This is a genomic window from Streptomyces sp. NBC_00080 (genome assembly GCF_045041255.1).
Lineage (GTDB): Bacteria > Actinomycetota > Actinomycetes > Streptomycetales > Streptomycetaceae > Streptomyces > Streptomyces coriariae.
In genome coordinates this window covers 5,233,537-5,259,734 of record NZ_CP108235.1, presented here as the reverse complement: position 1 = coordinate 5,259,734, position 26,198 = coordinate 5,233,537, and the positions used below count along the sequence as shown (strand labels likewise).

Annotated in this window: 19 protein-coding genes; 3 read left to right on the top strand and 16 right to left on the bottom strand. The window is 73.0% G+C overall.

The features are described from left to right. Positions 1–7: 7 nt before the first annotated feature. Together OHU34_RS23630 and OHU34_RS23625 are read right to left on the bottom strand one after the other, a co-directional pair. Positions 8–1,486, bottom strand: a complete 1,479-nt coding sequence (locus tag OHU34_RS23630) for a PAS domain-containing protein (protein ID WP_405768183.1) — start codon at positions 1,484–1,486, stop codon at positions 8–10. A gap of 103 nt (positions 1,487–1,589) precedes the next feature. Next, positions 1,590–2,048 (bottom strand): GNAT family N-acetyltransferase, encoded by a 459-nt coding sequence (locus tag OHU34_RS23625; protein WP_405768180.1) that lies wholly within the window; start codon positions 2,046–2,048, stop codon positions 1,590–1,592. 653 nt (positions 2,049–2,701) lie between these two features. Here OHU34_RS23625 and OHU34_RS23620 point away from each other — a divergent pair. Beyond that, complete coding sequence (locus OHU34_RS23620; RefSeq protein ID WP_405768177.1) at positions 2,702–3,718, top strand: isopenicillin N synthase family dioxygenase; 1,017 nt, start codon at positions 2,702–2,704, stop codon at positions 3,716–3,718. A 15-nt stretch (positions 3,719–3,733) separates the two neighbouring features. Here the strand turns inward: OHU34_RS23620 and OHU34_RS23615 are convergent, their stop codons facing one another. Continuing rightward, positions 3,734–4,834, bottom strand: coding sequence for a citrate synthase 2 (locus OHU34_RS23615; protein ID WP_142264876.1), 1,101 nt, complete (start codon positions 4,832–4,834; stop codon positions 3,734–3,736). A 364-nt stretch (positions 4,835–5,198) separates the two neighbouring features. On the opposite strand from OHU34_RS23615, the gene pdxH reads away from it, so the two are divergent. Next, entirely contained in the window at positions 5,199–5,879 is a 681-nt protein-coding gene (pdxH, locus tag OHU34_RS23610; protein ID WP_142264877.1) for a pyridoxamine 5'-phosphate oxidase, read from the top strand. Between the two features lie 108 nt (positions 5,880–5,987). Here the strand turns inward: pdxH and OHU34_RS23605 are convergent, their stop codons facing one another. The 12 genes from OHU34_RS23605 to OHU34_RS23550 form a co-directional block, all read right to left on the bottom strand. Beyond that, the gene (locus tag OHU34_RS23605; RefSeq protein WP_405768174.1) at positions 5,988–6,665 is read right to left on the bottom strand and encodes a TetR/AcrR family transcriptional regulator; all 678 of its coding nucleotides are present in this window, start codon (positions 6,663–6,665) and stop codon (positions 5,988–5,990) included. Then, entirely contained in the window at positions 6,653–7,399 is a 747-nt protein-coding gene (locus tag OHU34_RS23600) for an enoyl-CoA hydratase family protein (protein ID WP_142264879.1), read from the bottom strand. The genes OHU34_RS23605 and OHU34_RS23600 overlap by 13 nt, the downstream gene beginning before the upstream one ends. Further along, entirely contained in the window at positions 7,396–8,964 is a 1,569-nt protein-coding gene (locus OHU34_RS23595) for a 4-coumarate--CoA ligase family protein (RefSeq protein WP_142264880.1), read from the bottom strand. The genes OHU34_RS23600 and OHU34_RS23595 overlap by 4 nt, the downstream gene beginning before the upstream one ends. A 42-nt stretch (positions 8,965–9,006) precedes the next feature. Beyond that, on the bottom strand, positions 9,007–10,182 hold the full coding sequence (locus tag OHU34_RS23590; RefSeq protein ID WP_142264881.1) for an acyl-CoA dehydrogenase family protein: 1,176 nt from the start codon (positions 10,180–10,182) through the stop codon (positions 9,007–9,009). 81 nt (positions 10,183–10,263) lie between these two features. Further along, positions 10,264–12,111, bottom strand: a complete 1,848-nt coding sequence (locus tag OHU34_RS23585; protein ID WP_405768169.1) for an acetyl/propionyl/methylcrotonyl-CoA carboxylase subunit alpha — start codon at positions 12,109–12,111, stop codon at positions 10,264–10,266. Between the two features lie 5 nt (positions 12,112–12,116). Further along, positions 12,117–13,724 carry an acyl-CoA carboxylase subunit beta gene (locus tag OHU34_RS23580; RefSeq protein ID WP_405768168.1) on the bottom strand — a complete coding sequence of 536 codons (1,608 nt, stop codon included), beginning with the start codon at positions 13,722–13,724 and terminating at the stop codon, positions 12,117–12,119. After that, entirely contained in the window at positions 13,721–15,409 is a 1,689-nt protein-coding gene (locus tag OHU34_RS23575) for an acyclic terpene utilization AtuA family protein (RefSeq protein ID WP_142264884.1), read from the bottom strand. Before OHU34_RS23575 ends, OHU34_RS23580 begins: the two co-directional genes overlap by 4 nt. Further along, positions 15,406–16,200 (bottom strand): TIGR03084 family metal-binding protein, encoded by a 795-nt coding sequence (locus OHU34_RS23570; RefSeq protein WP_142264885.1) that lies wholly within the window; start codon positions 16,198–16,200, stop codon positions 15,406–15,408. The genes OHU34_RS23575 and OHU34_RS23570 overlap by 4 nt, the downstream gene beginning before the upstream one ends. A 134-nt stretch (positions 16,201–16,334) precedes the next feature. Continuing rightward, positions 16,335–17,570, bottom strand: coding sequence for an MFS transporter (locus OHU34_RS23565; protein ID WP_200839708.1), 1,236 nt, complete (start codon positions 17,568–17,570; stop codon positions 16,335–16,337). A gap of 135 nt (positions 17,571–17,705) precedes the next feature. After that, complete coding sequence (locus tag OHU34_RS23560; RefSeq protein WP_200839709.1) at positions 17,706–18,674, bottom strand: DMT family transporter; 969 nt, start codon at positions 18,672–18,674, stop codon at positions 17,706–17,708. Between the two features lie 151 nt (positions 18,675–18,825). Continuing rightward, the gene (locus tag OHU34_RS23555; RefSeq protein ID WP_142264887.1) at positions 18,826–19,950 is read right to left on the bottom strand and encodes a peptidoglycan bridge formation glycyltransferase FemA/FemB family protein; all 1,125 of its coding nucleotides are present in this window, start codon (positions 19,948–19,950) and stop codon (positions 18,826–18,828) included. Positions 19,951–20,142: 192 nt separating this feature from the next. Further along, complete coding sequence (locus OHU34_RS23550; RefSeq protein WP_142264888.1) at positions 20,143–23,064, bottom strand: FAD-binding and (Fe-S)-binding domain-containing protein; 2,922 nt, start codon at positions 23,062–23,064, stop codon at positions 20,143–20,145. 211 nt (positions 23,065–23,275) lie between these two features. Between OHU34_RS23550 and serC the strand changes: the two genes are divergently transcribed. After that, entirely contained in the window at positions 23,276–24,394 is a 1,119-nt protein-coding gene (gene serC / locus OHU34_RS23545; RefSeq protein ID WP_054243943.1) for a phosphoserine transaminase, read from the top strand. A gap of 129 nt (positions 24,395–24,523) precedes the next feature. Here the strand turns inward: serC and OHU34_RS23540 are convergent, their stop codons facing one another. Next, positions 24,524–26,065, bottom strand: a complete 1,542-nt coding sequence (locus OHU34_RS23540) for a cellulase family glycosylhydrolase (protein WP_142264889.1) — start codon at positions 26,063–26,065, stop codon at positions 24,524–24,526. Positions 26,066–26,198 lie beyond the last annotated feature (133 nt).

The following is a 26,198-nucleotide window of genomic DNA, read 5'->3' as shown; positions in this document are numbered from 1 at the left end:
GCGCGGGTCAGGCGCCTTCGCCCCGGCCCGAAGCGTCGGCCACCCCGGTCAGATCGGCGAGGTCCAGCGACGCGGCTATCCGGACGGCGACGTCCTCGGCGTAGTTCGCGTCGGAACGCTCGAAGGCCGTACGGCCGCCGCCGCGCAGGAACGTCACGACACCCAGCGTGCGGCCCCTGCTGCGCAGCACCGCGCACAGGGCGTGCACCGTGTCGTCGGGCCACAGGCGCGCCCGGGCCCACTCCCGTGCCTCGTCGGCCGGCGCGGAGCCCACCCCGGCCCGCACCGAACCGGCCCGCGCCACGCACTGAAGCGCCGGGTGCGCCTCGCCGTAGCGCACCGGCAGGCCCGTGTGTCCGGTGAGCGTGCTGGGACCCGGCCCGCCCGACGGGGTGGCCGCGACCCGCATCAGCCGCTGTGGACCGGCCCCCTCCACGTCGGCCGGGGCGCCGCCCATCACCCGGTCGACCAGGGCGTGGTCGGCGAATCCGGCGAGCGCGAAGTCGAGGTGCACGGTGGCCGCCTCGGCGGGGTCCTCGCACTCGGCGGCCGCGCGGGCGGCCCGGTGCAGCTGGTTGGCGCGGAAGCGCAGCAGCGAGGCCTCCTGCTCGCCCTGCTTGGCCTCCGTGACGTCCTGGAAGAGCCAGCCGACCCCGAGAGGCACCGGCTCCTCGGCGAGCGGCGAGGCGAGCCGCAGGAAGCCGCTGCGCCAGCAGCGCCGCTTCTCCCCCTCCGGGGTGCGCACGCCGACCCACAGCTCGGCGGGGACCGGCGGAGCACCCTCGGCGAGGACGTGCGTCAGCGCGTTCTCCAGTTCCTCGACGCCCCGGGTGAGCAGATCGCCCAGAGGGCGGCCCAGGGCGGCCGTACGGCCCGTGCCGAGCGCGCGGGCGGCGTGCGCGTTGACGACGGCGGGGCGCAGGTCGGCGTCGACCAGGACGACTCCCCAGGAGGCGTCGTCGAAGAGGGCCTCGCTGAGCGCGATGGAGCGCTCCAGGTCGATCTGGGCGTGCACCTCGCTGAACGCGAAGTACAGCCCCGCGGGCTTGCCGTCGGGCCCGCGCACGGCGGCGGACTGGCTGCGCACGAGGACGCGGCCGCCGTCCTTGGTCAGCAGCGCGAACTCGTGGACCTGGCGGCCCGACGCGTGCATGGCGGACATCAGCCGCCCCTCGATGTCCTCGGCGTCGGCCTCGCGCACGGCCCATCCCGCGAAGCCGTGCCGGCCAACCGCCTCGGCGGCGGTCCAGCCGAGGATGCGCTCGGCCTCGCGGTTCCAGTGGGTGACGATGCCGTCGCCGTCGAACGCGCAGAGCGCCGCGTCCATGCCGTCGAGCAGCGCGGCGAGCAGATCGGTGCCGTCCGGGCCGACCGGGCCGACCGCGGTCTCCGCGCCTTCCGGGGGCGTGGGGCCGTCGCCGCCCGACCGCTCGGGCTCGTCCGGCCCCAGCTCGTCGGTGGTCCCACTACGTCGGGAAGCACTCACCTGGACCCCCTGCAGGTTCGCTCACTTGCCCTCATTCAACTCGAACGTGACGCAGCCCACATATGGTTCCCGCAAGATTGCAGAGGAATCGTTGTACCGCGGCCTAGTCATCGCGGGGCAGGAGCCGCAGGTCGACCCATTCCGCCATCCCGCCGTCGAGCACGTACCGCTCGACCTCGACGAAACCGCGTGCCCGCGCGAACCGCAGGCCGTCCTCGTTGAGGGCCAGCACGCACGTCTCGACCACCCGGGCGCCGAGCACGCGCGCGTGGGCGAGAGCGTGGTCGTACAGGGCGGCGCCGTGGCCGCGCCCCCGGTAGGCGGGCAGCACGCGCGCGATGACGGTCGCCACCGCCTGATCGCCTTCGGGCGGCCGCACGGTCGAGCAGCCGACGAGGACGTCACCGACGTAGGCGTTCTCCAGCCGGTAGCGGCCCGCGCGCTCACGCACCTCGTCGAGGGACATCGCGGCGGGCGGCACGATCGTGTTGTGGACGTGCCGCCATTGTTCGAGCGCGGCCTCACCGGCCACGACCTCGGTGCGCAGACGAAGATCGGTCACGCGAGCAGGGAATCGCTTCCCGGTCCGCCGAGTCAACATCCCGGAAAAACACTTGAAGCGAGCGGAGACGCGTTCCTAGTGTGTGACGTACCGAAGGAAAGGAGGTGGTCCGAAGCATGTATGCACACCGGACGTCGGAGGTGGCTGCGGGCTAGTGGCCCGTCGCCCACTGAGTGCGGTGCCGGACCGGCGTGTGTGAGTTGCACGCAACCGGCCAATTCAACGCAGTCACCCGACCCGCGAGTCGCCGGTACGTCCGGCCGGCCCTCCTGAGCGAGGACCAGACTCGCGGGTCGCCTGCATTTCCGGCCCTCCGTCCTTGGGGCCCACCGCGCTCGGGCCCACCGCGCTCGGGCCCACCGCGCTCGGGCCCACCGCGCTCGGGCTCTCCGTCCGCAGGGTTTGCGGGGCGTGATCCGCGCCACGCACGGATCTTTCGTCAGGCAGTACCCTGGGCGCATGCTTTCGCTCGTTCGACGCCGCCACGTGGACTACGTCCGCGTCACGAGCATGGGCTGTCGACGCTCCCTCTGAGCCTCCAGCCCCTTCCGCGGTTCACATCCGCCTGCGTTCCCCTCTCTCTTGCCCACTTGGCACCCGTGCGCCGCCCCACCCATGGCGGCGGCCGGGCCCCGTACACCTGCGGACGTACCATGACGAACCCGTCGTACCAGCAACTGCCGATCATCGATCTCTCCGCCGCCGACCGCGGCCCCCAGGCCCGGGCACTGCTGCACGCGCAGCTGCACAGTGCCGCGCACGACGTGGGGTTCTTCCAGCTGGTCGGGCACGGGGTCGGTGAGCGGGAGACCGGCGAGCTGCTGTCCGCCATGCGGGCCTTCTTCGCGCTGCCCGAGGCCGAGCGGCTCGCCATCGACAACGTGAACTCGCCGCACTTCCGCGGCTACACGCGGACCGGCGACGAGCGGACCGGCGGGCGGCAGGACTGGCGGGACCAGCTCGACATAGGGGCCGAGCGGCCCGCCCGGACACCCGGTCCCGACGAGCCCGCCTACTGGTGGCTGGAGGGGCCCAACCAGTGGCCCGCCGCACTGCCCGCGCTGCGAACCGCCGCACTCGCGTGGATCGCGCGGCTGAGCGCCGTCGCCGAGAAGCTGCTGCACGAGCTGCTCGCCTCGATCGGGGCGCCCGTCGACTTCTACGACCGGGCGTTCGGTGAGCGGGCACATCCGCATCTGAAGCTCGTGCGGTATCCGGGAAGCGCGGGCGACGGTGCGGGTCAAGGCGTCGGGGCGCACAAGGACTACGGGTTTCTGACGCTGCTGCTCCAGGACCGGGTCGGCGGACTCCAGGTACAGCGCGCGGACGGGCTGTTCCATGACGTACCGCCGCTGCCGGGCGCCTTCGTGGTCAACCTGGGTGAGCTGCTGGAGGTGGCGACCGACGGATATCTCGTGGCCACCAACCACCGGGTCGTGTCGCCGCCGAGCGCCGTCGAGCGGTTCTCCGTGCCCTTCTTCTACAACCCCCGTCTGGACGCCCGCGTCGAGCCGCTGTCCTTCCCGCACGCCTCCGCCGCGCCCGGCGTGACCGACGACCCGGCCAACCCGCTCTTCGCCGAGTACGGCTTCAACGAGCTGAAGGGCAAGCTGCGGGCCCACCCGCTGGTGGCCGAACGGCACCACGCGGAGCTGCTCAGCCCCGCGTGACGCCCTGTGCCCGGCCTAGCCGCTGATGTCCCCGTAGCCCTCGATCTCCCGAGGGTTGCGGGAACCCGGGCCGATGTAGCGGGCCGACGGGCGGACCAGGCGGCCGGTGCGCTTCTGCTCCAGGATGTGCGCCGACCAGCCCGCCGTGCGGGCGCAGGTGAACATCGACGTGAACATGTGCGCCGGGACCTCGGCGAAGTCCAGGATGATGGCCGCCCAGAACTCGACGTTCGTCGCCAGGACCCGGTCGGGGCGGCGGGCGTGGAGTTCCGCGAGGGCCGCCTTCTCCAGGGCTTCGGCGATCTCGAAGCGGGGCGCGCCCAGCTCGCGGGCCGTACGGCGCAGCACGCGCGCGCGTGGGTCCTCGGCGCGGTAGACGCGGTGGCCGAAGCCCATGAGCCGCTCGCCCTTGTCGAGGGCCTGCTTGACGTACGCCTCCGCGTCCCCGGTCCGCTCGATCTCCTCGATCATGCCGAGGACACGGGAGGGGGCGCCGCCGTGCAGCGGGCCCGACATGGCTCCCACCGCGCCGGACAGTGCGGCGGCGACGTCGGCGCCCGTGGAGGCGATCACGCGGGCCGTGAACGTGGACGCGTTCATGCCGTGTTCGGCGGCCGACGTCCAGTAGGCGTCGACCGCGGCCACGTGCTTGGGGTCCGGCTCGCCGCGCCAGCGGATCATGAACCGTTCGACGACGGACTGCGCCTTGTCGATCTCCCGCTGCGGGACCATCGGCCGGCCCTGGCCGCGCGCGGACTGGGCGACGTAGGAGAGGGCCATGACGGCCGCGCGGGCGAGGTCCGCGCGGGCCTGCTCGGCGTCGATGTCGAGGAGGGGCCTCAGGCCCCAGACGGGCGCGAGCATGGCGAGCGCGGACTGCACGTCGACGCGGATGTCACCGGAGTGGACGGGGATCGGGAACGGCTCGGCGGGCGGCAGGCCGGGGTTGAAGGCGCCGTCGACGAGCAGGCCCCAGACGTTGCCGAAAGAGACATGACCGACCAGGTCCTCGATGTCGACGCCCCGGTACCGCAGGGCGCCGCCCTCCTTGTCGGGTTCGGCGATCTCCGTCTCGAACGCGACGACTCCTTCGAGTCCGGGTACGAAGTCGGACATCGGGCGGCTCCTCGTGATGTGTGCGACGGGATGTGTGTGGGACGGAAGGTGTGAAACGAACGGTGTGGGGCGGAAGCTGGGGGTGGGACGGGTGCGGCGGGGGACAGCGGGTGTGCGACGGGCGGCGCCTGCGGCTCCACGGTCCTGTGCACCTCGGGTGCGAAGACTCGCGGTCCTGGGCGGTACTCCACTGATGCCCCGTGCGGCCGTCGGTCACCCGACCGGCACCCGACCGGGGCGGGACACGGCGACGAGTGCCTTTGCACCATATCCCCGGGTGCCACCCTTGGGGAGTGGTCGCGGCACTCAGTGCCACCTTTGGTGGGTCGGTCTGCGGCGGTGGGCCGTACGGCAAGATGACCACGTGACCGACGCAGACGCCGTCTCCCCCGGCCCCGTCCCCGATCCCGCCGCCATGCGCAAGCAGTACCGGGCCGAGGGGCTCTCCGAGGCCGAGCTGGCCGCCACACCCGTGGAGCAGTTCGCCCGCTGGTTCAAGGACGCGGCCGTCGAGGCCCATCTCTTCGAGCCGAACGCCATGGTCGTGTCCACCGCGGACGCCGAGGGCCGGCCGGGCTCCCGCACGGTGCTGCTGAAGCACTTCGACGAGCAGGGCTTCGTCTTTTACACCAACTACGACTCCCGCAAGGCCCGCGACCTCGCCGAGAACCCGTACGTCTCGCTGCTCTTCCCCTGGCATCCGATGGCCCGGCAGGTCATCGTGCGGGGCGTGGCACGGCGCACCGGGCGCGACGAGACCGCCGCGTACTTCCGGACCCGGCCGCACGGCTCCCAGCTGGGGGCCTGGGCCAGCGCGCAGTCCTCGGTGATCGCCGGCCGCTCAGATCTCGACGCCTCCTACGCCGAGCTGGCGGCCCGCTATCCGGAGGGCGAGCAGGTGCCGGTGCCGCCGCACTGGGGCGGTTTCCGGGTGGCTCCCCAGTCGGTGGAGTTCTGGCAGGGCCGCATGAACCGGCTGCACGACCGGCTGCGGTACGTGGCGGAGGCGGACGGGAGCTGGCGGGTGGAGCGGCTCAACCCCTGACGGGACCGTCGCCTCGGGGGCTCGGACCTTGTCCGGCGGGAACGCTGTTCCGTGCGGGCCCGTCGGCGGGCGCCCGGGTCGGGCCAGGGCGGGGTGTCGACGGTGGGGTCAGCCGAGTGCGTCGTCCAGCAGCCCCGCCCACTGCGTCACCACGCGCTCGCGGCGCCCCGCGTCGTCGGTGAGGAGGTTGGCGAGGCCGAGGCCGCGGGCCATGTCCAGCAGGCCCTGGACGGTCTCGCGGACGCCGGGCGCGGACTCGTCGGCGTCCAGGAGCTCGACGGCTATGCGGTGACTCTCGCGGCCCACGCGGGCCTCCAGCTCGGTCACGCGCGAACGCAGCTGCTCCTCGTTGGAGGCGGCCACCCACAGGTGTAGCGCGGCCCGGAAGAGGGGGCCGGTGTAGAGGGCCACGAGGGCGGTGACGACCGCGCGCCGGTCGCCCGTCGCGCCCTGCGGGAACAGCGCGCGCAACGCGTCCGAGCGTTCCTCGGCGACGTACTCGACGGCCGCGGTGAAGAGGTCCTCGCGGGTGGGGAAGTGGTGCTGGGCCGCGCCCCGGGAGACGCCCGCGCGTTCCGCGACGACGGAGACCGTGGAGCCCGCCCAGCCGCGTTCGGCGAGGCAGGCCACGGCGGCCGCCAGGAGCCGCTGCCGCGTGGCCCGGCTGCGGTCCTGCTTGGGCACCCGGTCACCCGGCCCGCGGTCGCCCGGGGCACGGTCGCCCGGGGCACGGTCGCCCGGGGCACGGTCGTCCGGGGCGCGGTCGTCCGTGGTCACAACACCCATGGAGGATCCCGTCGTTCGAGGAAGGCCGTCATTCCCTCGCGGGCGTCGGGGCCGGCGAACAACGAGGCCGAGAGCCTGGTCATCTCGCCCGCGTCCTCGACGAGGGCCTCCAGCACCTTAGCTGTGAGCAGCTCCTTCGTCCTGGCCAGGGCCGTGGGCGCGGCCCGTCGCAGCCCGTCGAGCACGGGTGCCAGGGCCTCGTCCAGGTCGCCGTCGCCGGCCGAGAGGGTGACGAGGCCGATCCGGGCCGCCTCGGCCGCGCCGAAGGTCTCGCCGGTGAGGCAGTAGCGGGCGAGGGCGCGCGGCTCGACGCGGGGCAGCAGCGGCAGCGAGATGACGGCAGGCGCGACCCCGATGCGCACCTCCGTGAACGCGAAGGTCGCCGTGCCGGCCGCGAGCGCGATGTCGCAGGCGCCGAGCACACCCAGCCCGCCCGCCCGCACATGTCCGGCGACCCTGGCCACCACGGGCTTGCGCAGTTCGAGGATCCGCCGGAGCAGCGCGGGCACCGCGTCGGGCGGCGGGGGGTCCTTGAGGTCGGCGCCCGCGCTGAAGGTGTTGCCGGTGTGGGTGAGGACGACGGCGCGTACGTCGTCGTCCTTGTCGCAGCTCCCGAGCGCGTCCGTCAGTTCGCTGACGAGGGCGCGCGAGAGGGCGTTGCGGGTGGCGGGCGAGTCGAGGCTGAGGGTCTCCACTCCTCGGACGCGGGTCCGTCCGACCAGGGCGGTCGTCATGCACGCTCCCTCAGTTGACGGCGAAGGATCTTGCCGGAGGCGGCGCGCGGCACGGCGTCGATGAAGGTGACCGCGCGGACGCGCTTGTAGGGGGCGACCCGCTCGGCGACGTACATCGCGATCTCTCCTTCGGCGAGCCCGGGTGACGTGGGCTGCCGGACCACGTACGCGTGCGGGACCTCGTTACCGTCGTCGTTGTAGACGCCGATGACGGCCGCGTCCGCTATGCCGGGGTGGGTGAGCAGGAGGGCCTCGAGTTCGGCGGGGGCCACCTGGAAGCCCTTGTACTTGATCAGTTCCTTGACCCGGTCGACGACGAAGAGCCAGCCGTCCGCGTCGACCCGCCCGACGTCGCCGGTGTGCAGCCAGCCGTCGCCGTCGATCATGTCGGCGGTGGCGTCGGGGCGGCCCAGGTAGCCCTTCATGATCTGCGGCCCCCGGATGAGGATCTCGCCGGCCTCGCCGACGTCGAGGTCCTTGCCGGGGTCGTCGAGAGAGACGATCCGCATCTCGGTGCCGGCGATGAGCTTGCCGACGGTGCCGGCGGGGGCGTCCCGCATGGCGTCGAGCGGGACGACGTGGGTGCCCGGGGACAGTTCCGTCATGCCGTAGGCCTGGCCGACCGGCGGCAGGTCCAGGCGCTCGGCGCAGGCGGCGGCGAGGGCGGCGTCCAGGGGCGCGGCCGCGCTGACGACGTACCGCAGGGACGACAGGTCGTACCGGGTGACCGCCGGGTGCTTGGCGAGGGCGAGGACGATCGGCGGGGCCACGTACAGGCCGGTGATGCGGTGGTTCTGGATGGCCGCGAGGAACGTCTCCAGGTCGAAGCGGGGCAGGACGACGACGGTGGCGCCTTCGCGCAGGGGCGCGTTCATCAGGGCGGTCAGGCCGTAGATGTGGAAGAACGGCAGCACGGCGAGGATGCGGTCGCCCGGGCCCACGGACATCGCCGGCCGCAACTGGGCGAGGTTGGTGGCGATCTGCCGGTGGGTGAGCATCACGCCCTTGGGGACGCCGGTGGTGCCGGAGGAGTACGGCAGGGCCGCCACGTCTTCCACCGGATCGATGTCCACCTGCGGTTCCGGGGCCGCCGAGGCGAGCATGTCGACGAGCGAGCGGTGCCCGGCGGCGGTGTCGCAGACGAAGATCTCCTCGACGCCGCCCGCGAGTTCGGCCGCCCGTCGGGCCGTCTGGAGCAGCGGGGAGACGGTGACGATCCAGCGGGCGGCGGAGTCGTCGAGCTGCTTGGCGAACTCCTCGGCGGTGGCGAGCGGGTGCACGGTGGTGACCGTGGCGCCCGCGCGCGTGGCCCCGTAGAAGGCGAGCGGGAAGGCGACGGTGTTGGGGCTGTGCAGGGCCAGTACGTCGCCCTTGCGGAGCCCGGCCTCGGCGAGAGCGGCGGCGACCCGCCGGTGGAACCGGTCCACCTGGTCGTACGTGAGGGTGGTGCCGTCCGTACCGTCGACGAGCGCCGGCAGTTCGCCGAACTCGGCGGCACGGCTCAGCACGGCGTCGTGGATGGGGAGTTCTACGGGCGGGACGTCTGCGAACTCGCTGCGGAACATGGTTCCTCCTCGCGCGCCGGACACAACGGTTGCCGGCTGCGGTCAGTACGACTTGGGCAGGCCCAGGGTCTGGTGGGAGACGTAGTTGAGAATCATCTCCCGGCTCACCGGGGCGATACGAGCCACGCGGGAGGCGGTTATCAGCCTGGCGAGGCCGAACTCGCGCGTGAGGCCGTTGCCGCCGAGGGTGTGCACGGACTGGTCGACCGCCTTCACACAGGCCTCCCCGGCCGCGTACTTGGCCATGTTGGCGGCCTCGCCCGCGCCGACGTCGTCCCCCGCGTCGTACAGCTGGGCGGCCTTCTGCATCATCAGGCGGGCCAGTTCGAGGTCGATGTGGGCCTGCGCGAGGGGGTGCGCGATGGCCTGGTGGGCGCCGATCGGGCTCTTCCAGACGGTGCGGTCGCGCGCGTACTCGATCGCTTTGGAGAGCGCGTGGCGGCCCATGCCGATCGCGAAGGCGGCCGTCATGATGCGCTCGGGGTTGAGTCCGGCGAAGAGCTGGAGCAGGCCCGCGTCCTCGTCGCCGACGAGCGCCTCCGCCGGGAGCCGCACCTCGTCCAGGACGAGCTCGAACTGCTTTTCCACGCTGTCGAGTTCCATGTCGATGCGGCGGCGGGAGAAGCCTTCGGCGTCGCGTGGGACGATGAACAGGCAGGGCTTGAGGCTGCCGGTGCGGGCGTCCTCCGTGCGGCCGACGATCAGGGTGGCGTCGGCGATGTCGACGCCGGAGACGAAGACCTTGCGGCCGGTCAGCAGCCAGTCGCCGCTCGCTGTGTCCCGGCGGGCGGTGGTGGTGATGCGGTGGCTGTTGGAGCCGGCGTCGGGTTCGGTGATGCCGAAGGCCATGAGGCGGCTGCCGTCGGCCAGGGCGGGCAGCCACTCCCGCTTCTGGGCCTCGGTGCCGAAGCGGGCGATGACCGTGCCGCAGATCGCCGGGGAGACGATCATCATCAGCAGCGGGGCTCCGGCGGCCCCGAGCTCTTCGAGGATCAGGGAGAGCTCGGCGATGCCGCCGCCTCCGCCGCCGTACTCCTCCGGCAGGTTGACGCCGATGTAGCCGAGCTTGGCGGCTTCCTGCCAGAGGCCGCGCCGCTCCGAGTCGGAGGCGGCGTCGGAGGCGGAGCCGGAAGCGGATGCGTGGGTGTGGCTCCTGGCGAAGGACGAGACCGCCTTGCGGAGTGCCTTGTGCTCGTCGGATTCGATCAGCGTGCTCAATGTGGCTCCTTCGTCTGCGGGTTCGTCATGGCCGGTCGCGCCCCACGCGGCGGAGCCGCATGATGTGGCGCCCCGCGGCCCCTAGCTCTCCTGCACCACCGCCAGCAGGGTGCCGACCTGCACCTGCTGTCCTGTCGTCACCGGCAGCGCCGTCACCGTCCCCTCCACCGGGGCCGAAATGACGTGCTGCATCTTCATCGCTTCGAGCCACAGCAGCGGTTCACCGGCCCGGACACTCGATCCGGTGATGAGACCGTCCGCGAGCTTGACGACCGTGCCGGGCATCGGCGCGAGCAGGGAGCCGGGGGCGTGCTGGGCCTCCGGGTCGGGGAAGCGGGGCAGCGCGGTGAGGGCGGCGTCGTTGACGTGGACGCGGTCGCCGTAGCGGGCGACCTCGAAGCGGCGCCGTACACCGTCGATCTCCAGGACGACCAGGCCGGGGTCGGCGTGCACCACCTGCACCCCCTCGGCCGTGAGGCCGGTCCGGGTGTGGCGGTAGCGGACCTCCGTCTCCTCGCCCGCCGCCGCGTACCGCTTCGTCTGCGGCTGGGACGGCAGGTTGCGCCAGCCGCCCAGCGGCGAGCGGGTGCGCGCGTCCGCGAGGGCGGCGGCCAGCGGGGCGTACGGGTCGGGCTCCGCGACGGTGAGGTCGCCGAGATGCCGGTCGTAGAAGCCGGTGTCCATGCGGGCGGAGGTGAACTCCGCGTGGCGCAAGGAGCGGACCAGCAGGTCGCGGTTGGTGACGGGGCCGTGCAGGACCGTGCGTTCCAGGGCGCCCGCGAGCCTGCGGATCGCCTCCGCGCGCGTGGGGGCGTGGGCGACGACCTTGGCGAGCATGGGGTCGTAGTGGACGCCGATGTCGTCGCCGTCGCCGAAGCCGGTGTCCAGCCGGACGCCCTCGGGGACGGCCAGACGGTGCAGGGTGCCGGTCTGCGGGGTCCAGTTGTTCGCCGGGTCCTCGGCGTAGAGCCGCGCCTCGACGGCGTGGCCCCGCGCGCGCGGGGGCTCGGGAGCCAGGGCGGCGCCCTCCGCGACCCGGATCTGCTCGGCCACCAGGTCGAGGCCGAACACGGCTTCGGTGACGGGGTGTTCGACCTGGAGGCGGGTGTTCATCTCCAGGAAGTGCGCACGGCCGTCGGTGACGAGGAACTCGACGGTACCGGCGCCGACGTACGAGACGGCCCGCGCGGCACGCACGGCCAGCGCGCGCAGCTCCTGCGCCGTCCGCTCGGACAGGCCCGGGGCCGGCGCCTCCTCGATCACCTTCTGGTGGCGGCGCTGGAGGGAGCAGTCGCGGGTGCCGAGCGCCCACACCGTGCCGTGCGTGTCGGCGAGGATCTGCACTTCGACATGGCGGCCGTTCTCGACGTACGGCTCGACGAACACCTCGCCGTCGCCGAACGCGCTCGCGGCCTCGGCCCGTGCGCCCTCCAGCGCGGCGCCCAGCTCCGCCAGTCGGCGCACGATGCGCATACCGCGCCCGCCACCGCCCGCGGCGGCCTTCACCAGCACCGGCAGGTCGGCCTCCGTCACCTCGTCCGAGGCGAGCGGGGCGAGCCCCATGAGCTGCTTGGCGCGGGTCTTGGACGCCATCGCCTCGATCGCCTCGGGCGGTGGCCCGATCCAGACGAGGCCCGCGTCCAGGACGGCGCGCGCGAAGTCGGCGTTCTCGGAGAGGAAGCCGTAGCCGGGGTGCACGGCGTCCGCGCCCGCGCTGACGGCGGCCTTCACCACGAGTTCGGCGCGCAGGTAGGTCTCCGCGGGCGCGCTGCCGGGCAGCCGTACGGCCGAGTCCGCCACGCGCGCGTGGAGGGCGCCCGCGTCGGCGTCCGAGTGCACGGCGACGGTGCGGATGCCGGCCTCGCGGCAGGTCCGGAAGACGCGGCAGGCGATCTCGCCGCGGTTGGCCACCAGAACGGAAGTAATCATGAGCCTCACATCCGGAAGACGCCGAAGCCACCCCGCGCGCCCTCGAAGGGCGCGGTGTGGACGGCCGACAGGCACAGGCCGAGAACGGTGCGGGTGTCGCGCGGGTCGATGACACCGTCGTCGTACAGCCGCCCGGACAGGAACATCGGCAGCGACTCGGACTCGATCTGCTGCTCCACCATGGCGCGCAGGGCGGCGTCCGCGTCGTCGTCGTAGGGCAGGCCCTTCGCGGCCGACGACTGCCGGGCGACGATGGACAGGACCCCGGCGAGCTGCTGCGGACCCATCACCGCCGACTTGGCGCTCGGCCAGGCGAAGAGGAACCGGGGGTCGTAGGCGCGCCCGCACATGCCGTAGTGGCCGGCCCCGTACGAGGCGCCCATGAGGACGGACAGGTGCGGGACCCTCGAGTTGGCGACCGCGTTGATCATCATCGCGCCGTGCTTGATGATGCCGCCCTGCTCGTACTCCCTGCCGACCATGTAGCCGGTGGTGTTGTGCAGGAAGAGGAGCGGGATGTCGCGCTGGTTGGCGAGCTGGATGAACTGGGCGGCCTTCTGGGACTCCGCGCTGAAGAGCACGCCCTGGGCGTTGGCCAGGATCCCGACCGGGTAGCCGTGCAGGGTCGCCCAGCCGGTGACGAGGCTCGTCCCGTAGAGGGGCTTGAACTCGTCGAAGTCGGAGGCGTCGACGATCCGGGCGATCACCTCGCGCGGGTCGAAGGGGGTGCGCAGATCGCCGGGGACGATGCCCAGGAGTTCCTCCTCGTCGTACTGGGGAGGGTCAGCGGGTCCCGGATCCCGGTACGCCTTGCGGTGGTTGAGGCGGGCCACCACGCGGCGTGCCTGCCGCAGCGCGTCCCGCTCGTCGACGGCGAAGTGGTCGGCGAGGCCGGACACGCGCGCGTGCATCTCCGCGCCGCCCAGTGACTCGTCGTCGCTCTCCTCGCCGGTCGCCATCTTCACCAGGGGCGGCCCGCCGAGGAACACCTTCGCGCGCTCCTTGACCATGATCGCGTGGTCGCTCATGCCGGGGATGTACGCGCCGCCCGCGGTCGAGTTCCCGAAGACGACGGCGACGGTCGGGATCCCGGCGGCGGACAGCCGGGTCAGGTCGCGGAAGACGGCCCCGCCCGGGATGAAGATCTCCTTCTGCGACGGCAGGTCGGCCCCGCCCGACTCCACCAGGCTGATGCAGGGCAGCCGGTTGGCGAGGGCGATGTCGTTGGCGCGCAGGGCCTTCTTCAGGGACCAGGGGTTGCTTGCGCCCCCGCGCACGGTCGGGTCGTTGGCGGTGATCATGCACTCGACGCCCTCGACGACCCCGATGCCGGTGACGAGGGAGGCGCCCACGGTGTACTCGGGGGAGGCGCTGCCCCAGGCGGCCAGCGGCGACAGTTCCAGGAACGGCGTGTCGGGGTCGAGGAGCAGCTCGATGCGCTCACGGGCGAGGAGCTTGCCGCGCGCGCGGTGCCGGGCGACGTACTTCTCCCCTCCCCCCGCCAGCGCCTTCGCGTGCTCGGTGTCGAGGTCGGCGAGCTTGGCGAGCATGGCTTCGCGGTGCGCGCGGTAGTCGGGGCCCTGGGTGTCCAGGGCGGACGTGAGAGCCGTCACAGGAGGGCCTCCGGGATGTCCAGGTGTCGGGAGCGCAGCCATTCGCCGAGTGCCTTGGCCTGCGGGTCGAAGCGGTGCTGGGCGGCGACCCCGGCGCCGAGGACGCCCTCGACGACGAAGTTCAGTGCGCGCAGCCGGGGCAGCGGGTGGCGGGTGACGGTCAGCTCGTGGCTCTCGGGGATGAGCTGCCGGAACCTGTCGGCCGTCAGTTCGTGGGCGAGCCAGCGCCAGGCCTCGTCCGTCCGGGCCCACACCCCCACGTTGGCGTTGCCGCCCTTGTCGCCGCTGCGGGCGCCGGCCACGAGCCCGAGGGGCGCGCGCCGTACGGGGCCGGGGGGTGGCGGATCCGGCAGGTCCGGTTCCGGCACCTCCTGGAGTACGCGGGTGCCGGCGGCCGTGGGCGCGGCGATGGGCAGGCGGCGGCCGTCGTGGAGGACGGCGAGGTGCTCGACGTCCTCCTGCGGCACGTACGCGGCCTCGAACACCCCGTAGGGGGAGCCCTTCCCGGGCGGCGCGAGCACATGGAAGCCGGGATAGCTGGCCAGCGCCAGCTCCACGGCCGCCCCGCTCAACGCCCTTCCCACGGCGTCCGGTTCGGGGTCGCGCACGACGAGCCGCAGCAGTGCGCTCGCGGTCTCCTCGGTGTCGGCGTCGGCCCGGTCGGTCCGGACCAGCTCCCAACGCACCTCGGCGGGGCGTGACTTGAGGAAGACCTGCGCCATCTGTTCCCGTACGAGCGCGGCCTTGGCCTCGATGTCCAGGCCGGTGAGCACGAAGACGACCTCGTTGCGGAAGCCGCCGAGGCGGGTGCGGCCGACCTTGAGGGTCGGGGGCGGGGCTTCCCCCCGCACGCCGTGGATCCGTACCCGGTCCGAGGCGTCCTGGGTGAGCCGTACGGTGTCGAGCCGGGCGGTGACGTCGGGGCCTGCGTACCGGGCGCCCGTCGTCTCGTACAGCAACTGGGCGGTCACCGTACCGACGTCGACGAAGCCGCCGGTGCCGGGGTGCTTGGTGATGACGCAGCTGCCGTCCTCGTGGATCTCGGCGAGCGGGAAGCCGGGCCGCCGCAGGTCACGGCCGCCCTCGGCGAAGAAGGCGTAGTTGCCGCCGGTGGCCTGGGTCCCGCACTCCAGGACGTGCCCGGCGACGACGGCGCCCGCGAGCCGGTCGTACTGCTCGGGGCCCCAGCCGAAGTGGGCGGCGGCGGGGCCGGTGACCAGGGCCGCGTCGGTGACCCGCCCGGTGACGACGACCTCCGCGCCCTCGCGCAGACACGCGGCGATGCCGGAGCCGCCGAGATAGGCATGGGCGGTGAGGCTGCCCGGATACCGGGCGCCGAGGTCGTCGCCCTCGACGTGCGCGACGCGCACCGGGATGCCTAGCCGGTCGGCCAACTGCCGTACGGCGTCGGCGAGTCCGGCCGGGTTGAGGCCTCCGGCGTTGGTGACGACACGTACGCCGCGGTCGTGGGCGAGGCCGAGGGACTCCTCCAGTTGCCGGAGGAAGGTGCGGGCGTATCCGCCGGCGGGGTTCTTCAGCCGGTCGCGGCCGAGGATCAGCATGGTCAGCTCGGCGAGGTAGTCGCCGGTGACGACGTCGAGTTCGCCGCCGGTGAGCATGTCGCGCAGGGCATCGAAGCGGTCGCCGTAGAAGCCGGAGGCGTTGCCTATCCGCAGGGCCGTCACCGGACGGCTCCCTTCGGCGTACGGCCACTGCCGGGCGGGCCCGCGAAGGCCTGGGCGATGTCCAGCCAGCGGTCGGCGTCGGGGCCCTCGGCGCGCAGTGCGAGGTCGGCGCGGTGGGCGCGCTGGGTGACCAGGAGGCAGAAGTCGAGCGCGGAGCCGGTCACGCGGTCCGTGGCGTCCTCGGGGCCGTACATCCACATCTCGCCGGACGGGCCGCGGAGTTCGACGCGGAACTCCTCGAACGGCGTGGGCAGTCCGTGCACGCCGAAGGCGAAGTTCCGGGTGCGGACGCCGAGGCGGACGATGTGCCGGAGCCGGTCGGTGGGTGCGGGCGTCTCGCCCAGCGCGTCCGCCACGTCCCGGCCGTGGGCCCAGGTCTCCATGAGCCGCGCGGTGGCCATGGAGGCGGCCGACATGGGCGGGCCGTACCAGGGGAATCGCGCTCCTTGGGGGGCCGCCCGCAGGGCGTCCGCCAGGGCCTCGCGCCCGGCCCGCCAGTCCGCGAGCAACCGCTCGGGCGGCTTCGCGGCCCCCTCGCGCGCGCCGTTGTCGACGAAGTCCCCGGGCGCGGCCAGCGCCTTCTCGACCTCGCGGGCGAACGCGTCCTGGTCGGTCACGGCCAGCGCTGAGGAGTGGTCGGTCCAGGCGAGGTGCGCGATCTGGTGGGCGACGGTCCAGCCGGGGGCGGGGGTCGGGAGCGTCCACCGCTCGGGACTCAACTCGGCTACCAGCCGGTCGAGTTCGTCACTTTCGGCACGGAGGTCGTCGAGCACGGGCGTCGGGTCGGCCATGGGGTGGAGCATGGCAGCGGGCCAAGAAACAATCAAGCATGCTTGCATGAATTTCCCCAGGGGCCCGCGGGCCGAAGATCGAGCCGACCTTCGAGAGGACAGGACGACCGGCGCTCACGGGAGCGCACGCCCCGTCACCGCCCCGGTCGGTCGGTGGCCGCGGATTTCGGCAGGGCGCCCGGACGCGTACCGGAATCGGCCGGCCGCCGCCCTTCCTCGTGCCTGCCCAGCGCCGCGAGGGTCAGGGTCACGGCGACCGATCCGGCCGCCATCAGTGTCATCGCGGCGGCCGGGGAGGTCAGCTGGGCCAGCGTGCCCGCGAGGACGGCGCCGATGCCCTGGAGAGCGGCCATGCCGGTGACGTGCAGGCCGAGAGCCTGGCCCGCGAGGTCGTCGGGCGTGAGGGACATCAGTCGCTCCTGGAGGACCAGGCTCGCGGCGAAGCCGACGGAGGCGACGGTGACGGCCACGGCCGACAGCGCCACTCCGGGCCGCAGGACGAAGAACAGGTACGGAACCGCCAGCAGCAGGCGCAGCGGGGTCGCGAGACGGGGGCGCACGGTGGGCGGTACCAGGCGGCCCACCGCCATGTCGCCCACGAACATGCCCAGCGCCCCGAACGCGTACAGCAGGCCGGCGGCCCGGGGGGCGTAGGGGACGTAGAGCGAATCGCTCCCGACGATCAGGCCGTTGGGGACCCACAGGCCCAGGTACGTCAGGCGGCGGGGGCGCGAGGACCACAGCAGGGCGTTGGTGCGCCAGGTCGCCGGGACGGACGGGCGGCCCGTGGAGCGCGGCGGGCGGGCCGTGAGGCCCAGGCGGGTGACCAGGGCCGACATCACGTACAGCGCCGCCGCGAGGAGCAGGCAGGTCCGCGGGGACAGGAGCGTCAGCAGTACGCCGCCCGTCGCGAACCCGGCCATCTGCACCAGGCCCCAGAGCATGTTGAACACCGAACGGCCCAGGACATAACCGTCCTTGGACAGGATCTCGTTCAGCAGTCCCCCGCGCACTCCTCCGCCCGGCGACGCGACCAGCCCCTGCAGGAGGACGACGCCGAGGAGCGCCCACACCGGCAGGCCAGGCAGCGCCGGCACCGCCGTGCAGGCCGCGAAGGCGAGGGCGAGGCCGGACAGGACCGCGCGCGGGGGCAGGCGGTCGGCGCCCGAGAGCAGGAACGCGCCCCCCAGCAACTGCGCGAGCTGCGGGCCGAACATGCTCACCGCCGACAGGAACGGGGAGCCGGTGGCCCGGAAGACGAGCGTGCCGAGAGCCAGGCCGCCGATCGTCTGAGCCGCGGCGAAAGCGGCGAAGGAGAGCAGGAACGGAGTGAACTCCGGCGTCCGGAACAAGAAGCGGTAGCTGCGCATGCGTCGAAGTTTCGGAGCACCCGGCGACCCCTGTTCACCGTTTCGCCGAGCCACGAAACGTCGGCCGCACGTCCGGACGGCGGCCGGGCAGGTACTTACGGACGGTGCCCGTCAGGTACTTACGGACGGTGCCCGTCAGGCCTCCGGGACCGCCGACTTCGGCCGCCCCACCTGGGTGCGGACCGCACCCATGCTCGCCGCGACGACCAGGGCGATCGCGGCCGCCTGGATCGTGGTCAGGGCCTGGTCGAGGATGAGGAAGCCCGCGGTGGCGGCGACGGCCGGTTCCAGACTCATCAGGATCGCGAAGGTGGAAGCGGGCATCCGGCGCAGGGCGAGCAGTTCGAGGGTGTAGGGCAGGACCGAGGAGAGCACGGCCACCGCCGCCCCCAGGCCCAGCGTCACCGGGTCGGCCAGTTTGCCGCCCGACTCGGCGAGGCCCAGGGGGAGGAAGAGCAGGGCGCCCACCGCCATCGCCAGCGCCAGGCCGTCCGCCTGCGGGAAACGGCGGCCGGTGCGGGCGCTGAAGACGATGTACGCCGCCCACATCGCCCCCGCCCCCAGCGCGAAGGCGACACCCACCAGGTCGAGGCCGCCGCCCGGCCCGCCACCGTCACCGCCGTGGCCGCCGCCCCCGCTGAGCAGGAAGACGCCCACGAGGGCCAGGCCGGCCCAGACGAGGTTCAGCGCGCGGCGCGAGACCACGACCGACAGCGCGAGGGGGCCGAGGACCTCCAGCGTGACCGCCGCGCCCAGCGGGATGCGGTCCACCGCCTGGTAGAAGAGGCCGTTCATCGCGGCCATCGTGACGCCGAAGACGACGACCGTGCCCCAGTCGGTGCGGGAGTGGCCGCGCAGCCGGGGCCGGCAGATCACCAGCAGGACCACCGCCGCCACCAGCAGCCGCAGCGCGACCACGCCCAGGGCGCCCGCCCTCGGCATCAGCGTCACCGCCAGCGCGCCGCCGAACTGCACCGAGATGCCGCCGGCCAGCACGAGGCCGACCGGGCCGAGGGCGCCCAGCCGACCCGGGGCCCCGGGGGCACCGGTCGCTGTGGCGGTGGGGGCGAGCTGGGGTGTGGCGGCGGTGTCGGGGGCTGTCACGGGCGGTCCTGGGGCTCGGCTCGAGGTGCGTACATCACGCTGCACTGTCAAGTTCAGGGTAATGGACTGGGTCAGGCGTGTGAACCCGTTATGCCACTGTCTCGGGCTGTGAGACGTCGGCCGCCCCCGACGCGGAGCAGGCGGCCGGCGGCTATCTGCGCGCCATGTAGAGGCCCAGCGCCCGGTGCAGCAACTTGTTGAGCGGGAAGTCCCACTCGCCCAGGTACTCCACGGCCTGTCCGCCCGTGCCCACCTTGAAGCGGAGCAGGCCGAGCAGGTGGTTGGACTCCTCCAGGGTGTCGGTGATCCCTCTCAGGTCGTAAACGGTGGCGCCCAGTTCATGGGCGTCGGCCATCATGCGCCACTGCATGGCGTTGTTCGGCTGGACCTCGCGCCTGCGGCCGGTGGAGGCGCCGTAGGAGTACCAGACGTGCTCGCCGACGGTCAGCATGGTCGCGGCGGCGAGAACCTCCCCGTCGTGGTGGGCGAGGTAGAGCCGCATACGGTCGGGATGTTCGGCGTTCAGCGCGCTCCACATACGCTGGAAGTAGGACAGGGGCCGCGGGATGAAGCGGTCGCGTTCGGCGGTCTCGGTGTACAGCCCGTAGAACGCCGGCAGGTCCTCCGCCCCGCCCCGGACGACCTTCACGCCCGCCTTCTCGGCCTTCTTGATGTTGCGCCGCCACTGCTGGTTGAGGCCGCCGTGGACGTCCTCCAGCGTGCGTCCGGCGAACGGGACCTGGAAGACGTAGCGGGGCTGACCGGCCGCGAAGCCGTCCTCGCCGCCCGGCTCGGTCTGCTGCCAGCCGGCTTGGCGCAGCCGGTCGGCGACCTCGAATGCGCGCGGTTCGTACGAGCTCGCCTCGGCGTCCCGCAGCCGGTGGGCGCCCGGGTCGGCGATGGCCGCCTTGACCGCGTCGGCGCTCCAGCGCCGTACGACGACGGGCGGGCCCATCTTCACGGAGAACGCCCCCTGCGCCTTCAGCCACGCGAGCATCGGCTCCAGCCAGCGCTCGACCAGATCCGGCGCGTGCCAGTCGACGAGCGGCCCCTCGGGCAGATACGCCAGGTACTTCCGCAGCCTCGGCAGTGGCCGGAACAGCACCAGCCCCACCCCCACGAGCGCACCCGTCCCGTCGGTCCAGCCCAGGCTCTCCGCCCGCCAGTCCGGCTTCACGTCACCCCACGAAGGAATCTGCATGTGGCTGGCGGAGGGGCGCGCCGCGACGAACGCCAGGTGCTCGTCACGGGTGATGGACTGGACGCGCAGGCTCATACGCGGGGCTCCTTCGAATGACCGTTCGCATCGCCCGTTTCGCATCGCCGGACGACCGTCCCGTCAGCGTAGGAGTCGGCCCCGCCCATCCGGGGCTCAGCCACGCCCGCCACCGCCCGCTCAGGCCACCTCCCCCCTCAGGGCTGCCGCAACGCTCCCTCAGGGCCCCTCGGCGCTCCCCTCGGGGCCACCTCAGCACTCCCTTCGGTGTGCCCGTCCGTCGTCCTCCAGGTGCTCTGCCAGTACCTCCGCGAGGTGCCTGCCTCGGGTCCCCGCCAGCTGCTCCAGCTGGGTGCGGCAGGAGAAGCCGTCCGCAAGGACCACCGCTCCCTCGGGAGCGTCCCGCACGGCCGGCAGGAGCCGCTCCCGCGCGCAGGCAGCCGACACCTCGAAGTGGCCCTCCTCGAAGCCGAAGTTGCCGGCGAGGCCGCAGCACCCGCCGCTCAGGTCGCCGCTGAGACCCGCGGCCTCGCGCAGCCGCCGCTCGGCCGCGTCGCCCAGGACCGCGTGCTGGTGGCAGTGGGTCTGGCCGACCGCCGGACGGTCCAGGCGGGGCGGGGTCCAGTCGGGCGCGTGCCGCTCCAGGGCCTCCGCGAAGGTGAGGACGCGGGCGGCGAGGCGGGCCGCGCGCGGGTCGTCGTGCAGCAGCTCGGGCAGGTCGGTACGCAGGGCGGCCGCGCAGCTCGGCTCCAGGACGACGACCGGCGCGGCCGTCTCCAGCACCGGCTCCATCAGGTCGAGCGTGCGGCGCAGCACCACGCGCGCGTGGTCGAGCTGGCCGGTGGAGACGTACGTCAGCCCGCAGCAGACCCGGCCCCGGCGGGCGGTCAGCAGCGCGGCCGCGTTCCTCGACCGGCCGTCGCCCACCGGCCGGCCCCGCATCCGCAGGGTCGGCGGCAGCGCCACCCGCAGCCCCGCCGCCTCCAGGACCCGTACGGCGGCCCGGCCCACGGACGGCGAGAGGTGCTCGGTGAAGGTGTCGGGCCACAGGACGACCAGGTCACCGCCCTGCCCCTCACCGGGGACGGGCTTCCTGCGCCGCCACCACCCGCTGAACGTCTCCCGTGCCAGCCGCGGGATGTCCCGCTCGGCCGCGATTCCGCCCAGCCGCTTGGCGACGCCCGCCAGCGGGCCGACCGAGGCGAGCGCGTTGAGCGGCGCAGCCGCCCGCAGCCGGCTCACCCACCGCAGCCACACCGGCAGCCGCCCCATGCTGTAGTGGGCGGCCGGACGCCGGCGACCCTCGTAGTGGTGATGCAGGAACTCCGCCTTGTAGGTGGCCATGTCGACCTCGACGGGGCAGTCGGAGCGACAGCCCTTGCAGGAAAGGCACAGGTCGAGCGCGTCCCGGACCTCCGTGGAGCGCCAGCCGTCGGTCACCAGCTCACCGGCCAGCATCTCGTGCAGCAGCCGGGCACGCCCGCGCGTGGAGTGCTCCTCCCGGCCCGTGGCCCGGAACGACGGGCACATCACCCCCGACCCCGCTCCCGCCCCGGGCACCGCCCCCGGCGCGGCCGTCGTACGGCACTTCGCGACCCCGACGCACCGGCGCACCGCCGCCGAGAAGTCACCGCCGTCGGACGGGTAGCCGAAGGCCACGTCGACCGGCTCGCGCGGGAGCACGGCGAAGCGCAGGTTGCCGTCGAGGGGCGCGGGGCGCACCAGCATCCCCGGGTTGAGGAGGTCGTCCGGGTCCCAGACCGCCTTGGCCCGCTCGAACAGGGCGACCATGTCCTGCCCGTACATCTTCGGCAGCAGCTCGGCCCGGGCCTGTCCGTCACCGTGTTCGCCGGAGAGGGAGCCGCCGTGGGACACGACCAGTTCGGCCAGTTCCTCGGAGAACCGGCGGAAACGGGCGATCCCGGCCGCCGTCAGCAGGTCGAAGTCGATACGGACGTGGATGCAGCCGTCCCCGAAGTGCCCGTACGGCGTGCCGCGCAGGCCGTGGTCGGTGAGCAGCACCCGGAAGTCCCTCAGGTACGCGCCGAGCCGGGCCGGCGGCACCGCGCAGTCCTCCCAGCCGGGCCACGCCTCCGTGCCGTCCGGCATGCGGGTCGCCGTCCCGCTCGCGTCCTCGCGGATCCGCCACAGCGCCCGCTGCCCGGCGGGATCCCGCACGATCCGCGCGTCCAGGACGTCCGCCGCGCGCACGACGGCCTCCGCACGCGCGCGTGCCTCGCCCTCCGACCCGCCGCCCGTCTCCACGAACAGCCAGGCCCCGCCCCGCGGCAGCCCGGCCGCCGCGTCCGCGGGCACCAGGTCGGCCGCCATCCCCTCCACCGTCAGCGGCCCGAACGGCAGCAGCCCGGCGGCGGCCTCGGCGGCGGCGCCCTCGTCGGCGTACCCGAGCACCGCGAGCACGCGCGCGCGTGGAGCCTCGACGAGCCGTACGACAGCCTCCGTGAGCACGCCCAGGGTGCCTTCGCTGCCGCAGAAGGAACGGGCGACGTCGGCGCCGTTCTCCGGCAGCAGCGCGTCCAGCGCGTACCCCGAGATACGGCGGGGCAGCTCGGGAAAGCCGGTCCGCAGCCGGGCGAGTTCCCCGTCCACCAGTGCGCGCAGGCCGTCCGGCGCCCCCGCCCACCCCTGCCCGAGCCGCAGCCGCCCCCCGCGCGCGGTGACGACCTCCAGCTCGCGCACACCGTCCGCCGTCGTCCCCCACGCCACCGAGTGGGAGCCGCACGAGTTGTTGCCGATCATCCCGCCGAGCGTGCAGCGGCTGTGGGTGGAGGGGTCGGGACCGAAGCGCAGCCCGTGCGGGGCGGCGGCCTCCTGGAGCCGGTCGAGAACCAGCCCCGGCTGCACGACGGCCGTCCGCGCCCCCGGGTCCAGGGCGACCAACCGGTTCATGTGGCGCGTGAAGTCCAGCACCACGCCGGTGCCGGTGGCCTGCCCCGCGATGGACGTACCTCCACCGCGTGCGACGACCGGTACACCGGCTGCCCGGCACACCTCCAGTACGGCCGCCACGTCGTCGGCGTCCCGGGGCGCGACGACGCCCAGGGGAACGCGGCGGTAGTTCGACGCGTCCATGGTCACGAGCGCCCGGGAGGTGACGTCGAAACCGACGTCACCCCGGACGGCCTTGCGCAGTTCTGCCTCAAGATCCGTCATGACTTCAGCAAACCAGCACGCGTCCGCCCCCGGAGCCCCGTCCGGCGATCGGGGACGAGGCCGTCCGGGCCGAGGGGGCCCGGGGGCACAGCCCCCCGCACGGCGACGCGCACCGCGACCCGCGCCTCGGCGCACACACCACGACACGCGCCCGTCTCACCCGACGGACCAGGTTTCACCCAGGTTTCCCCCACCGGCTAACCTCGCTTCCGTGGCTGAGATCCAGATTCCTGCTGACATCAAGCCCGCCGACGGTCGATTCGGCGCGGGCCCCTCCAAGGTGCGGGTGGAGGCGCTGGACGCCCTGGCCGCCACCGGCACGTCCCTCCTCGGCACCTCCCACCGCCAGGCCCCGGTCAAGAACCTGGTCGGCCAGGTACGCGAGGGCATCTCCGCGCTGTTCTCCCTGCCCGAGGGCTACGAGGTCGTCCTCGGCAACGGCGGCTCCACCGCGTTCTGGGACATCGCGACCCACGGCCTGATCGAGAACAAGTCGCAGCACCTCACGTTCGGCGAGTTCTCGTCCAAGTTCGCGAAGGCCGCCAAGCTGGCCCCGTGGCTGGCCGAGCCGACCGTCGTCTCCGCCGACCCGGGCACGCACCCCGAGCCCGCGGCCGAGGCGGGTGTCGACGTCTACGCCTTCACCCACAACGAGACCTCCACCGGCGTCGCCGCCCCGATCAAGCGGGTAGCGGGCGCCGACGAGGGCTCCCTCGTCCTGGTGGACGCCACGTCCGGCGCCGGCGGCCTCCCGGTCGACATCGCCGAGACGGACGTCTACTACTTCGCCCCGCAGAAGTCCTTCGCCTCCGACGGCGGCCTGTGGATCGGCGTGTTCTCCCCGGCCGCGATCGAGCGCGCCGAGCGGATCCACGCGTCCGGCCGGCACATCCCCGAGTTCTTCAGCCTGCCGACGGCGATCGACAACTCCCGCAAGAACCAGACGTACAACACCCCGGCCCTCTCCACCCTCTTCCTGCTGAACCAGCAGCTGGAGTGGATCAACGGCCAGGGCGGGCTGGACTGGTCGGTGCGCCGCACCGCCACCTCCGCGCGCACGCTGTACGGCTGGGCCGAGGACGTGAAGTACGCCAACCCGTTCGTCACCGACCCGGCCAAGCGCTCCCAGGTCATCGGCACGATCGACTTCTCCGACGACGTGGACGCGGCCGCCGTCGCCAAGGTGCTGCGCGCCAACGGCATCGTCGACACCGAGCCCTACCGCAAGCTCGGCCGCAACCAGCTGCGGGTCGCGATGTTCCCGGCGATCGACCCGGCCGACGTCGAGGCGCTCACCAAGAGCATCGACTACGTGATCGAGAAGCTCTGACCGCTTCGGTACCGCATGAGTACCTCTCAGGTATTCAGGTATTCAGGTATGCCGACGAAGGGCGCCCGGTGCTCACCGGGCGCCCTTCGTCGCGTTCATACCGCCGCGCTGTTCATACCGCCGCGCGGCTCACGCCGCCGTGCAGCTCACGCTCGGCGCACCCCCGCCCCCGGGCGTACCACCGAAGCCGAAGCTCGCCGAACCGCCCGCCGGGACCGCCCCGTTGTGCGAGGCGTTCACCGCGGTGACGCCGGCCCCGCTCTGGGTGTACGAGGCGTTCCACATGCTGGTGATCTGCTGCGCGCCGCTCCAGGTCCAGGTCACCTTCCAGGAACCGATCGCCGTGGTGCCGGTGTTGGTGACCTTCACCTCGGCGTTGAAGCCGCCGCCCCAGTCGCTGCTGACGGTGTAGGCGGCGGCGCAGGAGGCCGTACCGCCACCGCCGCCCCCTCCGCCGCCACCGCCACCGGTCCCCGGGAAGCCGGGCGCCTTGACGCTCGCCAGGTATCCGTCCTTCACGGTGTCGACGCTCTGCCAGTCGTCCTTGAGGATGCCGCCCGTGTCACCCGAGTTGGGGTTCCAGGACCAGAAGGTCCAGTGGAAGGAGTCGGCGCCGTACGTCGACGTCGGCCGGAGGTAACTCACCAGGGCCGCCAGCCACTTCTGGTCCACCGTCGACTGGAGGGTGGTGCCGAACTCGCCCACCCACACGGGCGCGATGTTCTGCTTGAAGATGTAGCCCCAGTACTTGTCCCAGATGCCCGGCATGTTCGCGGGGAACGTCGGGTCGCTGAACCAGCTCTGCTGGGCGACGCTCGTCGCGTAGTCGTGGGCCGAGTACACGACCCTGTTCGCCACGTCGAGCTGTACCGGGTACTGGCCGACGCCCATCAGGTTGCCGCCCCACCAGCCGGAGACACCGTTGAAGGTCTGCACACCCTCGACGAAGATCAGCAGGGCGGGGTTGACGGACAGGACGGCGTTGCCGGCCCGTTGCGCGGCCAGCCGCCAGTCGGTCGCGGTGTCCCCGCAGCCCCAGCAGGCGGGATCGTGGGGTTCGTTGTGCAGGTCGATGCCGACGACGGTGTCCTGGCCCTGGTAACGGGCCGCGAGGGCCTTGAGGTTGGCGATCCACGTCGATTCGGGGACCGCGGCCGTGTACCAGAGCGCCGACTGCCCGCCCCCGTCCGGCCGGTGCCGGTCGAGGATGACCTTCAGACCGTCCTGACCGGCGTACGAGACGATCCTGTCCAGGATCTGGAGCGAGTTCAGGCCCTGGAGGTCGGCGTTCTTGCCGCTGCTGAAGTCGATGCTGTTGGGGACGGTCGTGCTCTTGAAGATGTCGTCGCTGTAGGGGATGCGGATCGTGTTGTAGCCCAGCGTCCTCATCTGGTCGATCATGCTCTTGTAGTCGCGGGACCAGAGTCCGTGGACGACGTAGTTGCCGGTCTCGAAGCCGAACCAGTTGATCCCGGCGACCCGGACCGGCTGCCCGGCGGCGTCCAGGATCTGCCGGCCGCTGGTGTGCCAGTAGCCGGCTCCGGCCTCGGCCGCGACGGTGGCGTCCGCCGCGACGGTGTCCGCCGCGCGGGCCGTCTGCGCTCCGGCTCCCAGCGGTATCAGAAGCGCGGCGGCCAGGCCGCACAGCACTCTTCGCAAGCTGCGGAACAATTCGCTGCTTCCTCTCGGGAGGCGCGGGCCCGAAACGAATGGGAGCGCTCCCATACACCGCGCACCCCCCAGGAAACTGACACACCATGACCACGTCAAGAAGCGCGGCAAGGGTGGCGGCCGCGACGGCGGC